The following is a 13019-nucleotide window of genomic DNA, read 5'->3' on the forward strand; positions in this document are numbered from 1 at the left end:
GAGAACAGACCGTTCGAGACTACATCACTTACTATAACGCAATTCGTATTCAAACGAAACTAAAGAACCAGTCGCCGATTGATTACAGGCGACTGGCCGTTTAAACTTGAAGGTGTTTTGATCCCTGTCTCACAAATGGGGGTCAGTCCCGTTAATAAGACAGGTAGAGAAGTCTTTTTTGTGTTAATTGATGATGATCGCTTTGCCTGTTGACGATTCACTTGATCCCGTAGATTGCGAGGATTGGGTGAGTACTGGCTTTAGCTTAGCATCAATATAAGTGGAGGCGGATACATCTGTAATAACTTGAGGATACATTTTATCAGGATCAGGCATGACCAATTCTACATTGATGAAAGCTTGATCTCCTTCGAAAGCAATAGAGGTAATACGGAAACCATAACCGGGATGTCCTACTTGAGTGCTTACGGTTACTTTATTGATTTGCGGGTTTACCGCCTCAATCGAAAGCTTCAGGTCGAGGCTCGGTTGCTCAGGCTTAGTTGGAATCGGAGCCGTCTCCTTTACAAATGTAATGGCGTCATATAGCCAGCCTGCTGCTTCACCGCGCAAAATAGCTTTTTTAGGATAAAACTTGTTCGCACTATCCAATGTGACGATTTTGCTTATGAGAAGCTTTTGAATGCTGTCCATGTAGGTTTTGTTCACATCAGCCGCATCTTCCAACTGCATGAAAATTTCAATAAAGGCGTAATCGCCTTTCGTCATCATAGCTTTAAACAAATGATGAGCAAATTGCTCGCGGGTCATGATGTCGTTAGCTTTGACCGTTTTTGGAATTTCTAGACCATTAATACTCGCGATGATAAAAGCTTGCGAATACCAAGCGTTATCTTTTATGTTTGTAAAATAGTCGCTTGCTTTAGGTTCTTTAATGAAGCGGATATGGTTGATATTAATATCTAGCCCTTTAACGATCAAAGAAACGCCTTCGGCATAAGTGAGCTTGCCTTTAGGATTAAACTTGTCATGTTTATCTCCGCTTATTATGCCCATCTTCTTAAGCTCGTTAATTTTATGCTCGTTTACGTCATTTTTAACGTCCTTGAAAGCCCATACGGATTGTCCAAGAGTGAAGAGCATCATTGCAACCAGTGTCATTGTCAGTATCAATCGTCTTTTCATACGGTCACCTCTTCTTTTTTTTGCTGCAGCACTTACTTGACGTCGTTAAAAGACAAATTGTTGCAATTATTATACAATCATTATGACCGATTCCACTTTTGTGGAGACATCGTGATGAGAGTGGAGAGTCAGAAAAATCTGTAAAGAAATATGTTGACTTGGCGCCTTGCACCTGATATATTATTAATTGTCGCTAACATGATCTGGTAGCTCAGCTGGGAGAGCACTATCTTGACAGGGTAGGGGTCACAGGTTCGAACCCTGTTCAGATCACCATAACTTAAACTTCGGAAGCCTTGATAATCAAGGCTTTTTTTGTTTTTATACTCAAAACTGCGAGATCTTAACCCTCAGATTCTCCTCAACATTCTCTCCTTGACTACATTAAGCATTCCATTTCCCATTCAAATCAGTATAGATTTTTTAAAAGATTTGATTAACATTTTGGGACTAACTGTTCGGTACAGTACTTACCTTATGGTAAGTAGGTGAACTAAAAGTGCATACTTCCGCAATACGGCGATGCGATCTATACTCAAGTTCAGAAACAAATACCGCTCAAGGAGGGCAATACATTGAAAACACTTGTTATCATTACACATCCAAACATGGAAGCATCCATCGTCAATAAACGCTGGGCGGAAGAGCTTCGTAAATATCCCGACAAATATACGGTTCACGATTTGCACAGAGCCTATCCCGATGGAAAAATCGACGTGGAAAAGGAACAACAGTTGATTGAAGCGCATAGCAATTTAGTTTTGCAGTTCCCTGTTTACTGGTTCAGTTCTCCACCGCTGCTTAAACAATGGCTTGACGAGGTGCTAACTTACGGGTGGGCATACGGGTCAAAGGGCGATAAATTAAGAAATCGAAAAACCGCTCTAGCTGTAACCGCCGGTGGAAGGGAAAAAGACTTTACCGAAGAAGGGAAACTACGTTACGGACTTGACCAACTCCTATCTCCCTTTGACACGACATTTTTGTATTGCGGCGCCGATTATCGTTCCTTCTATGCCTTCTATGGCGCAGAATACGAGACGGAAGGAAATCCAGATTACTTAAGGAAATTAGATATTAGCGCGCAGGGTTATGTTGATTTTATTGATAGTCTTTAATTAGTGAAGAACTAAAAAGAGGTAGTCCCATAAGTTGAAATTTAGGATCCTCGGGATACATCGGATATTCATTGAAGATGAATGTCTAAATGAGAAAAGGAGTTAAGCAGCTTGTCTGTGCTTAACTCCTTTTCTTTTTGCATCTATTGCTGCTTTTTTCAACAAGTTATGGGCTAGTGAGGAGTTAATACATTAGACATTGACTCCTTATGAAGACAGGGGTATAGTTAAATCATATTTATTAAATTCATTTTAATAACCAATTAATAAACTTGGAGGGAGAATTATGACATCACTTGGCTTTCAAGCTTCCAGTCTTAGACCTTATCTTACGTCAGAAAATGAAGTACAACATACATTCCGTAAACTGCAAAATATGGGGTATTGCGATGTACAGCTGCAATGGATCGATCCTGCCGTATCTCTGGCATTCACAGCAAAAGCTTTGCGAGAAACTGGGCTGAATTGTATCGCAACGCAAGAAGATTTTACAGTGGTGCAAAATAATCTGGATTACTATATCACGATGAATAGGCTGTGGGAAAGTAAGTCTTTATGTGTCAGTACCATCCCGCACGAGTTAATGACACCGGAAGGCATCGTGGAATTTTGCGACGCGATGGACCAAATGGCTAGGATGCTGGGTGAACATAGTATCGCACTCAACTTCCATCCGCTCTGGTTCAACTATGAGTACATAAATGGCATTCGTGCCATAGATATCGTTATGGAACAGCTGCCTGAAGTGGGCTAAACCTTATGTGTGTATCACGCTGTTCGGGCAGGTGAGGACCCTGTGGCTTTAATGGAACGGTATCAAGGGCGAGTAGACATATGCCATTTTAAAGATTCTGCACTCTCAACCGAAGGGAAAGAATATTTGGTTCCACTTGGCCAAGGTCGGATTGATTGGTTGCCCATATTTGAGGCTTGTCATCGAACCGGTGTGAAATGGGGACTGGTCGAGCAAGAAAACTGGCAGAAGGATGCCTTTGATTGTGTAAAAGAGAGCTTGGATTATCTAACGAAATCGGGTATTACATCAGCTAATGTTTAGAAAAACAACAGGTGCAGGAAATGTTATACTAAAAGATATTCTACCTGACTCGGTTCCCGCAGGAGATTTCTGCATAGTGATTCAGAAAAATACAGAAACAGATAGCATGATTCAAAGTCAGGAATTTATGGCGGATTGCAACATTATAAAATGAAAATCAGAGTTAATAAGCCGGGGGTTTTTATGGGAATAAATATGCTGGATATGAAAGAGAGCAATTCACAAACAGTTCTTTGGAGCCTTTGTTCATCCAAAACTTCCACCATTAAACAATTGGCTCAAACGACAGGCTTAAGCTTTGTTACCGTTGGGAACATACTGAATGGATTTGTAGAAAGCGGAGAAGTCAAACTCGGTAAAATGTATTCAGCGACGGGAGGAAGGCCGTCTCAAGCGTATAGCTTTAATGCAGAATTTGCGCATGTGCTGGGGCTATCGGCGCGGGTACGCAACGGGAAAAATATTATCAGTGCTTGTATCGGGAATCTTTACGGGGAACGCGTATGGGACGCAGAGGAGCCGTTTGATACCATTCATCTTTCTAGTTTTGATCAGATGATCGATGAGGCCCTGAGAAACTATTCGACTATAAGTCTTGTTGCTTTTTCTCTGCCGGGTGTGGAGCGTAATGGTATTATTTTGGAAAACGACTTTACATCTTTAAAAGGGACTTCCTTTACAGAATATTTTCAGAATAAGTATAAGATACCGGTCATTGTTGAGAATGATGTCAATGCAGCAGCTTTTGGCTTTAGCCAACATACAGAAAAAGTATCCTCTATTGTCGGCATTTATTTCCCTCGTACGTTTGGTCCAGGTGCAGGCGTTGTAATTGATGGCAGCATTCATAAAGGGGTCGTTGGTTATGCTGGTGAAGTCAATCTGCTTCCGATCGATGTTGACTGGATAACGATTAACTATGATGACCCCAAAGAGCTAGGTGCTGCCATTTCTAAATTAATCAGTATTTTTTGTGGGACAATCAAYCCCGCATATGTTGTTCTTTACGGTGATTTTTTTTCCGAAGCTTTAAAAGAAGCGATTGAGCAAGCGATACCATCAGAGGGTTTGAGAAAAATATTCCCTGTTGTTAATTATGAAAGTGATTTAGATTCCGACATCCTTCATGGTTTGATTGCTCAGGCGATAGCAGCATATCAGTCTGGTCTGCTCGGAAATTATCGACAAGACAACGAATATATCTAAGATAAATTTATTAAAGTAGACTTCTATGGTGAAAAGGTTCTGATGAACCCGCGTTTACTTGAATCTTTTCAACGATAGGGGAGTAAGGTCATGAATATTCTGATTATTGATGATGATTTCATAATAAAAGGTGATGTTAAACGCACCCTAATGAAGAGTTTTCCAGATTTCAACGTATATGAAGCTTCTTCTACCAAAGAGGCTCTTGTAATTATGGAAGAGGATCATATGGATATCATACTCACAGATATTATCATGCCGGGGATGGATGGAATGACGTTTATTGAGAGCTATCGTAATAGATTTTTAGATACTCAATGGATTGTAATGACGGGGCTCAGCGGACACATTTACTTTCGCAAAGCAATGCAACTAGGAGTTAAAGATTATTTATTAAAACCATTCTCGAAATCAGAGCTATCTGAAACGATAAACAAACTTATTAATTCAAGTGAGTCGTCCAGTTAGAATTAATAATTGATAATTTGGGTGAAGTAGATAGTGCGTAGCGATTCCTGGCCCAACCAAGTAACAGGAAACGTCTTCGCTGTGTAGTGTTTTTCCATCTAATCAAAAAAAGACAACGACGAGAGTCGTTGTCTTTCAATTGAAATAAGGTAGATTAAAATCGCAAAGCTTTTTAAGACAAAGGAGCTGCTCTTGGCTTAGCTGTTTGTCCCATACTCATTGAAATAAAACCTCATTTAGGTAAGATAGTTTCTTTTTAACCATGCATAGCTTTTTTCAATGCTTTGCAGCGGAGGGCTCTGACAAAAATCCTGTTCCACAATCAGCCACTCGACTCCGGCTTGCTCAGCTGCTTGTATTACGGCTGGCAGATCTACTACGCCCTCGCCAAGCTCTAATGTAACCATCTGTCTTTGGTCGTCTAAGCTATAATCTTTTAGATGAAGCAAGGGGAGACGGCCGGCATATTTGTCGATGTACTGAAGAGGATCTTTGCCTGCAAATTGCACCCAGCATACGTCCATCTCCACCTGAACAGCTTGCGGAGTTGTCTCTGCAAACATGGCTTCAAAAGGATTGTTATCGCCTACTACGCCCTCGAACTCAAATTCATGGTTGTGATAACCAAAAATGAGTCCCTGTTTTTGAACTTCCTTCCCGATTTGTTCAAGCTCTACAAATAAGGTACGCCATTCGTCTGCATTTTTCGGTCGGTCTTCAGGGAATAGATAAGGACAGACCATGTATTGAGCGCCGATAGCTTTCAAGTAATCAATCTCTTTTTGCAGATCAGCACGAAGCGCGTGCAGAGAAAGATGGCTGCTAAATCCTTTCAAGCCGAGTTCATCCAATAGCGCCTTCAGATCATCGGCAGGAAGACCGCCATATCCTGCAATTTCAACCCCCTCATAACCCAACTCGGCCACTTTCTTCAGCATTACTTTGAAATCGGTCGCCATCTCTCGTTTAAATCGTGATTTCTAACCGATTCATTTCTGGATCAAGCACAACACTTTCGTAATACCCATCACCGGTTGTTCGCGGTCCATCCAAAACCTGAAAGCCCTCCTTCTTTAAGCGATCCGTCAATTCATTCACCTTTTCCTCAGAACCGACTGAAAAAGCAAAATGGGTTATGCCGTAATAATCGGCAGTTTCCAACTCCGCAAGCTCGGGTTTTTGCATCAATTCCAAACGCGCACCTGATTCAAAGGTCAAAAAATACGAGTGGAATTGTTTTTTTTCATTCACATATTTTTTATTTACGATGCCGTTGAAAAATTTCTCATAGAACGATTTCATCATATCAAGGTCCTTGGTCCAGATTGCGACATGTTCAATTCGCATCATTCATCCGCCTTTCTACATTTAAAGCTGGAGCATTCGGCCTGCTACTTCAAACACTTAGGTCTCCAAAGAAGTGTTTTTGTGAACGCCAGCTTTCCTTTTATAAGCCCGCGTTAGCATTTCCCTACAAATCAGCAATCCTACGCCGCAGGTGAGGAGCACATAAGGCATTAAGGAGAAGGAGACGTACGCAAAAAGTTGTCCAAGCAATGGTGCAACCAACGTAGTACCGGTATAGGCAAATGCCATTTGCATGCCCATAGCCGCCTGTGCGTTATGCTGCCCAAAATAAATGGGCGTTTGATGCAGCATGGATGGATAGATCGGCGCAAGCCCTGTCCCAACAATAATGAATGAGATTAATGTGAAAATCGTCGGAAGCGGCAACAGCATGATAAAAAATCCGAAAATCATAAGAATGGTTCCAAGGCGAATCAGCGCCTCATTGCTCAACTTAATAGAGATAAAGCCGCTTAACATCCGTCCGGCCGTGATTCCCAAGAAAAATAAGGATACCCAACCTGCAGCGCTTTCAGGCGAAATGCTTTCGTTTTTCACCAAATAACTTGATCCCCATAGCATCATGGAAGCTTCCGTTGAAGAAACCAGGAAGAACGATAACATCCCAAAGATAGCACCTTTTGTTTTCAGCGAAGCGAGCAGTCCTGGCTTCTCTTTGGATTGCAGATCTTCGTTAGCCGGCTTCGTTGACGGGCCTTCAAATTTCCTCCACATTGGAAGAGAAAACAGCAGTAACATAACTAATGAAAACTGTACCATCGATATAGTAAAATAACCGCTTCTCCACGTATTTCCCCACAATACGAGCGTAGACAACAAAATAGGGCCTAGCATAGCTCCAACACCCCAAAAACCGTGCAGCCAGTTCATATGCTTGGCTTCATAATGCTCGGCCACAAACCTATTCAGTCCGGCATCAACGGCTCCGCCCCCAAGACCAAGCGGAATCGCACAAGCCAATAACCAAATGAAGGAAGGCGAAAGCGAAAAACCAAGTAGTGCAGCGGCAGTCATGGCGACACTGATAATCGTTACCTTGCCTGTGCCAATGACCCGAATCAACTTGTATGAGAGCAAGCTTGAAATAATGGTGCCTATGGAAATAATACTGGATGCAATTCCCGCATTTCCGATGGGAACACCCAAATCCGTATTCATGATGGGCCAGGATGAACCAAGCAGGGAGTCGGGCAATCCAAGGCTGATAAAGGCCAAATAAATTAAAATAAGAAAAACCATGTCCATTCTCCGTTGTGTTAAATTATTTTGTGGTCCTGCGAATATATTTTCATAATTCTCCTTTATTATTTTTTGAATAATTATTTTAATGATTTTAATAAGTTACGAAATAAATATATCTCATGTTTGTATGAGAGTCAATACTTGAATATTGGACACGGGATGAATACTTTACCGATTCAAATTGTTTTTTGGCAAGCTCCTAATGGTGCCAAGACATCCTTCTTGTCTGCGTGGCGGAACTGGATCGATTTGTGGAAGAATGGGGAACGTAAAGCCTGTTGCTAGTGAAGTCGTGGGGACAGAAATGGGGAGGAGCTCTCGACCATCTTTGTCTATCTGCTGGAGCTGCGCAAGCTCGTCTACACGAACAAATTGATCGAGGGATACCAGCGGGAGCTGTTAAAAGTCGCTAAAGGTTATATTTATTAGTTGACAGTCTCTTGAAAATTGAAAAGAGGTGTCACAGAGCCATTTTCATAGCTTTTGGGACAACCTCTTTTCTTCGTGCGCATTTATATCGAAAGCGGAATTGTCGCCGCCTGCGCGGCAGGTATGCCGTTTTTTTCTCCCCATTGGCACATGATATCCAGTACCGGAATAATCGTTTGCCCCAACTCGGTCAAGGAATACTCAACTTTGGGAGGGATTTGTGGGAATTCCTCGCGGCTGACAATGCCGTCTGTCTCCAACTCTTTTAACATCACGCTTAATGTTTTAAAGGATATAGTGCCGATTCTCCGTTGCAGCTCATTGAACCGCATGACCTTGTTTTCGGAGAGCCAGTACAGTATGGTCATTTTATATTTGCCGCCAATAACAGACAATGTATAGCCGAAGCCAGTGTCTTTGGGTTGAATGCCAGACGGTACACAGTTTTCAACCTGCATGGGCTGTTATCCTCCTTTTGAGATATTTGACGAAAAAGGCAGGTGCTGCCGCGTCTCTATGCTAAGAATTCGCTTTCTCTGTAATTGACAATTCGCTGAAAAGTCAACCTGGGAGCAATAAACTTACTATACCATTTCGAAACGATTAGTTCAAAACACTCTGGCAGTAAAAAGGTGCTTGATATAGCAAATGAGAAACTTCAACAACTACCATTTTATGGATATTAAATGGAGCAATTATTAAAAGTATTTTTTAGCAATCTTTTATAGGTATCAATTACTTGAAAAAGAATTGACGAAGTATGACAAATATTTCTAAGACAAGCCTTGGAATTTGTGGTAATATGTAGAAAATTGTTGAAGGGGGAGAGTTTGATGAAAAAAGTTCAAATCTTTACATTACTCGCACTCATATTGCTTGTTTTATCAGCATGCGGGGGATCACAAACAAATAATGCAGCCAAATCTTCGAATAACAATCAAGCAAGTACGGTGGATAGCAAGGAGACTGAGGCTACTGAAACACCCAAAGAAACGGAAACTCCGCCTACGGAGGAACCGAAAGAAGCATCCTTCAAGCCAGGTGATAAATTCAAATTAGGCACTTGGGAAATTACCCTTGAATCATTTGAGTTTAATCAAAAAGTGAGTAGTGATATGTTTTCCTCAAGCGCTGATGAAGGCAATAAATTTATTGTATTAAATTATAATGTTACCAATAATGGCAAAGAGGCAAATGATTTTACTGCAATGATAAATGGTATTCGAATGAAAGCTATTTTTAAAGGTGAGTATGAATATGATTACACTGTAACTATGATCGATGGAGACTTGAGTCAAAATAGTATTAAACCATTAGCGAGCAAAAAAGGTTTTGTTGTAATCGAAGTTCCAGACTCGGTAGCTAGTTCCAATGAAAGTCTTGTAATTAAGCTTGAAGATGATGGGGAAAAAGCTCAAATCGTTTTAAAATAGTAGAAACAAGCACCCATTATTGTGGGTGTTTTTTTATCCCGAAAAAGCTAACTTTAATCGCGGCTGTTGATTGTTCCATTTTTTTAAGAGAGAGCTGCGCCGAGCATCGCAAGGTAAAGTAGTTAATTATAGTAAGCAGGAGGGAAAATCAAAACAGGGAAATCGATTGGCGTTGTTGCAGTTAGGATCGTGAGCCTTATGAGGTGAAGAGGAGAATGCTGCGAAATCTTGATAAGGTAGGTGCACGTTCAGAACCCTTGCATAGCAAGGGTCCTTTTTATTTTATGTCCACAATTAAACCTCCAAAACCTAATTTCATATTCTTTCATGCAATATAAGAAAACCTCTTCATGCGAAAGGGCTAATTTGAATGATTGGCTAAGCATCCGGAATATTGATTTAAGAGAAAGTCCAGTTCTTGGCTAATTTTGAGAACAGCTTGATCTGTAAAATTATTGCACGCGCCAAATATCTCGACCATTTCAGCTCTTACTTCTTCAATTCTTTGTTGATAAAAGCAAATGTTCATCATAATCCCTCCAACTTTTCATTTGTTAAATTAAGGATAAACGAAGGTTGTTAGAATTTTTTAACAATGAGATTAGGATAATGTTAGTTTTCTGAACAATCTCAAAGAAGCAGGCCTTCGTATTAGATTAACTAAACATATCGGTTTCATTTGAAACAGTTTCAAGATGGAAAACCCCCAAGTAGCGATTTATGCCTTTGGGGGGTTCAGTTTAAACTTGTATATCGATGCTTTGGCCTAAATGAGGTTGTGCTTGTTTCATCATTTGAACCATATCCTGCGCTTGCTGTGTAGCTTGTTCCTTTGCTAAAGACATGACACGGATGCTCGCTGCAAGTGCTAAGCTGTTCTGATTCATCGCAATTGATGCTGCTGCTATATCCATAAAACACCTCCTTATTCCATTATCGGCAAAAACGATCAACTTCTTTACAATAAATCGTTGCTCGCTGGAACTGCTCTGATATGCTGCTTAAAGCTATTTCATGCGACCTAATTGTGGATTTAATTTAAACAATACTAAAGGCACGATTAACAGCATACGATGATATAAAGCGCGCAGGAGGCGGTTGCTGTTGGCAGCAGAGTATGCCTATTTAGCCATTTGGCTATTGGGGATGTTTGGAATTATCGGCATTGTTATTGGTTCTGTAGCAAATTTCGCAATACATGATTCCTTGTCGCATGACGAGCAGTTTGTTTGGCGAAGGAAAATTCCAGCTGACGCAATCAAAAGAAAATAAAAACAAAAATCCAGCGTTCGCTCCTCATGCGATAGCGCTGGATTTTTTTTGTAAGCGATGGTGCATAATTATTGCACACGCAAGGCATGATAGTAATTGGCTGTACATTCTTATAAGTTGAGAGGGGCTAACAAAGATGAGTCACGAGGTTGACGGACAAGATACTAGGGAGCAAATTGTTGCCGTTCAAAAGGATGGAGACGGTGATCTTACCGCATTCAAAACGAATAGCGGCCGAGTGCTTGACTATGCAACGGCACTTCAAGAGGTACAAGCAGGTCATATTGCAGGGGTAAATGCCTTTAAAGGAAAAGATGGCGACATCTATATCCGAGGCGACGCAGATGGAGATCCAACAAACAATTTGGATCAGCTGCCAATGTTCTAAATGAAATGTTAACAACATTAATAAAAGGCGCCGCACTTCTTAGATGTCGGCGCCTTTTTTGTATTTAGTTGATCTCATAGCTTTCATGCTGCCTAACGATTCGCATATGGCCGGTTAAACCTTCATATTGCTCTATGGTGTCCCCGTAATGCATAAGCCATATTTTACTTTGAATAGATTCAGGAAGGCTTAGAAGCTCCTCCAGGCTTGCGTGAACAACAGCTGGCGCTTCAAGCTGGCAATCATGGTAAATAGTCGTTACGCCATCATCAACTAATTGCTGAAGCAGTTCTGGATCAAATCGCATGTCGGCAGAGTAGAAGAAGCTGTTGTTAAAAATAAAGGAATAGCTTGGCTTATTAGGAATATGCTTCGTTTGCAACAGCTTAACAGTCAAACCAGGATGAATCTCAAATTCGTTATTTGGCTGAATCGGATGGACCTCGAAAAAATCCTCAAGCTTGGTTAAAGGATCTTGCGTTAAACCTCCGCGAAGCGTTTGCTCCCAGAGCGGTTCAACTAACGACTCTGCTATGTATAGGACAGGTTTTCGATTATATTTAAACATCATTTGAAAAGCGTATTCTTCTAATCCACCTACATGGTCCCCATGAATGTGACTGATGAGAACAGCATCCAGGTCAGAGAAGGCAAGTCCTTGTTGATGTAAAGCCTTCGGTAAAGTGATTCCGCAGTCTACGAGCAATCGGAAGCCATTCACTTCAATAATAGCGTTATTATTATCGTATTTTTTGGCAAAGGCACTGCCTGTCCCAATCATTTTTATTTTCATGAATCACACCTCCTCAGCTTTCTATATTGTTTAATGTACCAAATTTAAAATATATCTGACAAATAAAGATGCACATTCGCCCGTGTCTACATACAATGCTAAAGCGATACGTACAGTGGAGGCGAACAAGTGATGAGCAAAGGAAAAGGCAAAGTTGTAAAGAAGAAACAGCCGGCAAGCGATCGGAAACAGTATAATTATAAACTTGTACTTTCGGATACCTGTGCAGTATGTAAAACACCGTGTACAAGAGGGATGACATACCTTGCAAGAATGAAAAATCCTGGTACAGTCGGCAAAGGTGTTCCTTGCATTTTAACAAGAACGTATGGGTAATTATTATTTCCACTTTAATATTTCCCAGGCAAGCGCAGGTTTCAACAGCATTTGACAATAATGGTTAAGTTGTAGTATGGGATTAAAAATGTTTCATAAATCGCGCAACTTTGCTCGGGTTGACGAGTATAACCTTTCATCCAGGCTATCGGATGGAGGGCTTACAACTATGAAAATCAGAAAAATCGTTATTCTGCTTCTGCTGCTATCTCTTTGGGGTGGATCGATGATGTTCGCAGACTCGGCTATACAGAAGGTTCGCGTTCTCATTAACGGAGATGATCAGGATGACGGTGGAATAATGACCGATGGCAAAACTTATTTGCCGCTTCGTCAATTAGCCACATCTATGCAGGCCATTGTGGAATGGGACAATCAAACGAAAAAAGCGACCGTTTATAAGCCTAACGTGCATATGTTTCTGTTCCAAAATAATGCGGTATTCGGAAACGTAGCAAAAGGCTATCAAGCGAAGTTTAAAGTGTTTGCCCAGATCGATAACTTGATGACGGATATTGTAGCCGTCAAGGTTTCCATTTTCGATCCGAATGGTAAAGAGAAAGTGATTCAAACGGAAAGTGTCAAAACATCAAAAGATAATTTCTGGTTCGCTACAGAAGATATCTCATATAAATTCGAATCTAGCGGGAAATATCCGATTCGTTTTTACCTTAAGCTTAAGGGCTCAGATGAGTGGACTGTTGTTTCAGAAAAACTAATTTCTTCTTTGTAGTAATCAAATGGTCTACCTAAGGCGCTCCTT

General features: G+C 40.9%; 19 protein-coding genes, 1 tRNA gene and 1 pseudogene. 13 read left to right on the forward strand and 8 right to left on the reverse strand.

The window, feature by feature from the left end:
- On the forward strand, positions 1-104 hold a 104-nt coding region (locus AC1DM9_RS31225), incomplete at its 5' end, for an IS3 family transposase (protein ID WP_441878013.1).
- A 79-nt stretch (positions 105-183) separates the two neighbouring features.
- Here the strand turns inward: AC1DM9_RS31225 and AC1DM9_RS31230 are convergent.
- Positions 184-1146, reverse strand: a complete 963-nt coding sequence (locus AC1DM9_RS31230; protein ID WP_477510096.1) for an S-layer homology domain-containing protein — start codon at positions 1144-1146, stop codon at positions 184-186.
- 200 nt (positions 1147-1346) lie between these two features.
- Here AC1DM9_RS31230 and AC1DM9_RS31235 point away from each other — a divergent pair.
- The 6 genes from AC1DM9_RS31235 to AC1DM9_RS31260 all read left to right on the forward strand — a co-directional run bounded on the left by AC1DM9_RS31235 (position 1347) and on the right by AC1DM9_RS31260 (position 4995).
- A tRNA-Val gene (locus AC1DM9_RS31235) sits at positions 1347-1422 on the forward strand.
- A 299-nt stretch (positions 1423-1721) separates the two neighbouring features.
- The gene (locus AC1DM9_RS31240) at positions 1722-2264 is read left to right on the forward strand and encodes an NAD(P)H-dependent oxidoreductase (RefSeq protein WP_477583925.1); all 543 of its coding nucleotides are present in this window, start codon (positions 1722-1724) and stop codon (positions 2262-2264) included.
- Positions 2265-2550: 286 nt separating this feature from the next.
- Positions 2551-3018, forward strand: a complete 468-nt coding sequence (locus AC1DM9_RS31245) for a hypothetical protein (protein WP_477583927.1) — start codon at positions 2551-2553, stop codon at positions 3016-3018.
- A 42-nt stretch (positions 3019-3060) separates the two neighbouring features.
- Positions 3061-3321 (forward strand): sugar phosphate isomerase/epimerase family protein, encoded by a 261-nt coding sequence (locus AC1DM9_RS31250; protein ID WP_477583929.1) that lies wholly within the window; start codon positions 3061-3063, stop codon positions 3319-3321.
- Positions 3322-3471: 150 nt separating this feature from the next.
- Positions 3472-4527, forward strand: coding sequence for an ROK family protein (locus AC1DM9_RS31255; RefSeq protein ID WP_477583931.1), 1056 nt, complete (start codon positions 3472-3474; stop codon positions 4525-4527).
- A 90-nt stretch (positions 4528-4617) separates the two neighbouring features.
- The gene (locus tag AC1DM9_RS31260) at positions 4618-4995 is read left to right on the forward strand and encodes a response regulator (protein WP_477583933.1); all 378 of its coding nucleotides are present in this window, start codon (positions 4618-4620) and stop codon (positions 4993-4995) included.
- A 236-nt stretch (positions 4996-5231) separates the two neighbouring features.
- Here AC1DM9_RS31260 and AC1DM9_RS31265 read toward each other — a convergent pair whose 3' ends face one another.
- Genes AC1DM9_RS31265 through AC1DM9_RS31275 form a run of 3 tightly spaced genes read right to left on the reverse strand, consistent with a single transcriptional unit; the run spans position 5232 to position 7602 of the window.
- Positions 5232-5954, reverse strand: coding sequence for a sugar phosphate isomerase/epimerase family protein (locus AC1DM9_RS31265; RefSeq protein WP_477583935.1), 723 nt, complete (start codon positions 5952-5954; stop codon positions 5232-5234).
- 7 nt (positions 5955-5961) lie between these two features.
- A complete protein-coding gene (locus AC1DM9_RS31270; RefSeq protein ID WP_441883083.1) occupies positions 5962-6342 on the reverse strand; it encodes a VOC family protein in 381 nt (126 codons plus the stop codon).
- 57 nt (positions 6343-6399) lie between these two features.
- A complete protein-coding gene (locus AC1DM9_RS31275; RefSeq protein WP_477583937.1) occupies positions 6400-7602 on the reverse strand; it encodes an MFS transporter in 1203 nt (400 codons plus the stop codon).
- A gap of 236 nt (positions 7603-7838) precedes the next feature.
- Between AC1DM9_RS31275 and AC1DM9_RS31280 the strand changes: the two are divergent.
- A pseudogene (locus AC1DM9_RS31280) lies at positions 7839-8022 on the forward strand (IS256 family transposase); the annotation flags it as partial.
- Between the two features lie 95 nt (positions 8023-8117).
- Here AC1DM9_RS31280 and AC1DM9_RS31285 read toward each other — a convergent pair.
- Positions 8118-8492: a winged helix-turn-helix transcriptional regulator gene (locus AC1DM9_RS31285; RefSeq protein ID WP_430060871.1), complete on the reverse strand. Its 375-nt coding sequence runs from the start codon at positions 8490-8492 to the stop codon at positions 8118-8120.
- Between the two features lie 375 nt (positions 8493-8867).
- On the opposite strand from AC1DM9_RS31285, the gene AC1DM9_RS31290 reads away from it, so the two are divergent.
- Complete coding sequence (locus AC1DM9_RS31290) at positions 8868-9467, forward strand: DUF4352 domain-containing protein (RefSeq protein WP_339208764.1); 600 nt, start codon at positions 8868-8870, stop codon at positions 9465-9467.
- A gap of 361 nt (positions 9468-9828) precedes the next feature.
- Here the strand turns inward: AC1DM9_RS31290 and AC1DM9_RS31295 are convergent, their stop codons facing one another.
- Together AC1DM9_RS31295 and AC1DM9_RS31300 are read right to left on the reverse strand one after the other, a co-directional pair.
- On the reverse strand, positions 9829-9999 hold the full coding sequence (locus AC1DM9_RS31295) for an aspartyl-phosphate phosphatase Spo0E family protein (RefSeq protein WP_441883062.1): 171 nt from the start codon (positions 9997-9999) through the stop codon (positions 9829-9831).
- Between the two features lie 208 nt (positions 10000-10207).
- The gene (locus AC1DM9_RS31300) at positions 10208-10381 is read right to left on the reverse strand and encodes a YjfB family protein (protein ID WP_076268202.1); all 174 of its coding nucleotides are present in this window, start codon (positions 10379-10381) and stop codon (positions 10208-10210) included.
- A gap of 190 nt (positions 10382-10571) precedes the next feature.
- Here AC1DM9_RS31300 and AC1DM9_RS31305 point away from each other — a divergent pair, with 190 nt between their 5' ends.
- Together AC1DM9_RS31305 and AC1DM9_RS31310 are read left to right on the forward strand one after the other, a co-directional pair.
- Complete coding sequence (locus tag AC1DM9_RS31305) at positions 10572-10739, forward strand: hypothetical protein (protein WP_441883064.1); 168 nt, start codon at positions 10572-10574, stop codon at positions 10737-10739.
- Positions 10740-10875: 136 nt separating this feature from the next.
- Positions 10876-11127, forward strand: a complete 252-nt coding sequence (locus tag AC1DM9_RS31310) for a DUF3892 domain-containing protein (protein ID WP_441885984.1) — start codon at positions 10876-10878, stop codon at positions 11125-11127.
- A gap of 64 nt (positions 11128-11191) precedes the next feature.
- On the opposite strand, the gene AC1DM9_RS31315 is transcribed toward AC1DM9_RS31310, so the two are convergent.
- Positions 11192-11920: an MBL fold metallo-hydrolase gene (locus AC1DM9_RS31315; RefSeq protein WP_475448860.1), complete on the reverse strand. Its 729-nt coding sequence runs from the start codon at positions 11918-11920 to the stop codon at positions 11192-11194.
- A gap of 132 nt (positions 11921-12052) precedes the next feature.
- On the opposite strand from AC1DM9_RS31315, the gene AC1DM9_RS31320 reads away from it, so the two are divergent.
- Both AC1DM9_RS31320 and AC1DM9_RS31325 read left to right on the forward strand, forming a co-directional pair.
- A complete protein-coding gene (locus AC1DM9_RS31320) occupies positions 12053-12256 on the forward strand; it encodes a hypothetical protein (RefSeq protein ID WP_477550232.1) in 204 nt (67 codons plus the stop codon).
- 169 nt (positions 12257-12425) lie between these two features.
- A complete protein-coding gene (locus AC1DM9_RS31325; RefSeq protein ID WP_076268206.1) occupies positions 12426-12989 on the forward strand; it encodes a stalk domain-containing protein in 564 nt (187 codons plus the stop codon).
- Positions 12990-13019: the final 30 nt, after the last annotated feature.

This window comes from Paenibacillus sp. 01T431, from assembly GCF_056398625.1.

Coding starts and splice junctions, on each gene's coding strand:
- AC1DM9_RS31230 (WP_477510096.1), bottom strand. CDS start 1,146: ATGAAAAGACGATTGATACTGACAATGACACTGGTTGCAATGATGCTC.
- AC1DM9_RS31245 (WP_477583927.1), top strand. CDS start 2,551: ATGACATCACTTGGCTTTCAAGCTTCCAGTCTTAGACCTTATCTTACG.
- AC1DM9_RS31260 (WP_477583933.1), top strand. CDS start 4,618: ATGAATATTCTGATTATTGATGATGATTTCATAATAAAAGGTGATGTT.
- AC1DM9_RS31265 (WP_477583935.1), bottom strand. CDS start 5,954: ATGGCGACCGATTTCAAAGTAATGCTGAAGAAAGTGGCCGAGTTGGGT.
- AC1DM9_RS31270 (WP_441883083.1), bottom strand. CDS start 6,342: ATGCGAATTGAACATGTCGCAATCTGGACCAAGGACCTTGATATGATG.
- AC1DM9_RS31275 (WP_477583937.1), bottom strand. CDS start 7,602: ATGGTTTTTCTTATTTTAATTTATTTGGCCTTTATCAGCCTTGGATTG.
- AC1DM9_RS31285 (WP_430060871.1), bottom strand. CDS start 8,492: ATGCAGGTTGAAAACTGTGTACCGTCTGGCATTCAACCCAAAGACACT.
- AC1DM9_RS31290 (WP_339208764.1), top strand. CDS start 8,868: ATGAAAAAAGTTCAAATCTTTACATTACTCGCACTCATATTGCTTGTT.
- AC1DM9_RS31295 (WP_441883062.1), bottom strand. CDS start 9,999: ATGATGAACATTTGCTTTTATCAACAAAGAATTGAAGAAGTAAGAGCT.
- AC1DM9_RS31300 (WP_076268202.1), bottom strand. CDS start 10,381: ATGGATATAGCAGCAGCATCAATTGCGATGAATCAGAACAGCTTAGCA.
- AC1DM9_RS31310 (WP_441885984.1), top strand. CDS start 10,876: ATGAGTCACGAGGTTGACGGACAAGATACTAGGGAGCAAATTGTTGCC.
- AC1DM9_RS31315 (WP_475448860.1), bottom strand. CDS start 11,920: ATGAAAATAAAAATGATTGGGACAGGCAGTGCCTTTGCCAAAAAATAC.
- AC1DM9_RS31320 (WP_477550232.1), top strand. CDS start 12,053: ATGAGCAAAGGAAAAGGCAAAGTTGTAAAGAAGAAACAGCCGGCAAGC.
- AC1DM9_RS31325 (WP_076268206.1), top strand. CDS start 12,426: ATGAAAATCAGAAAAATCGTTATTCTGCTTCTGCTGCTATCTCTTTGG.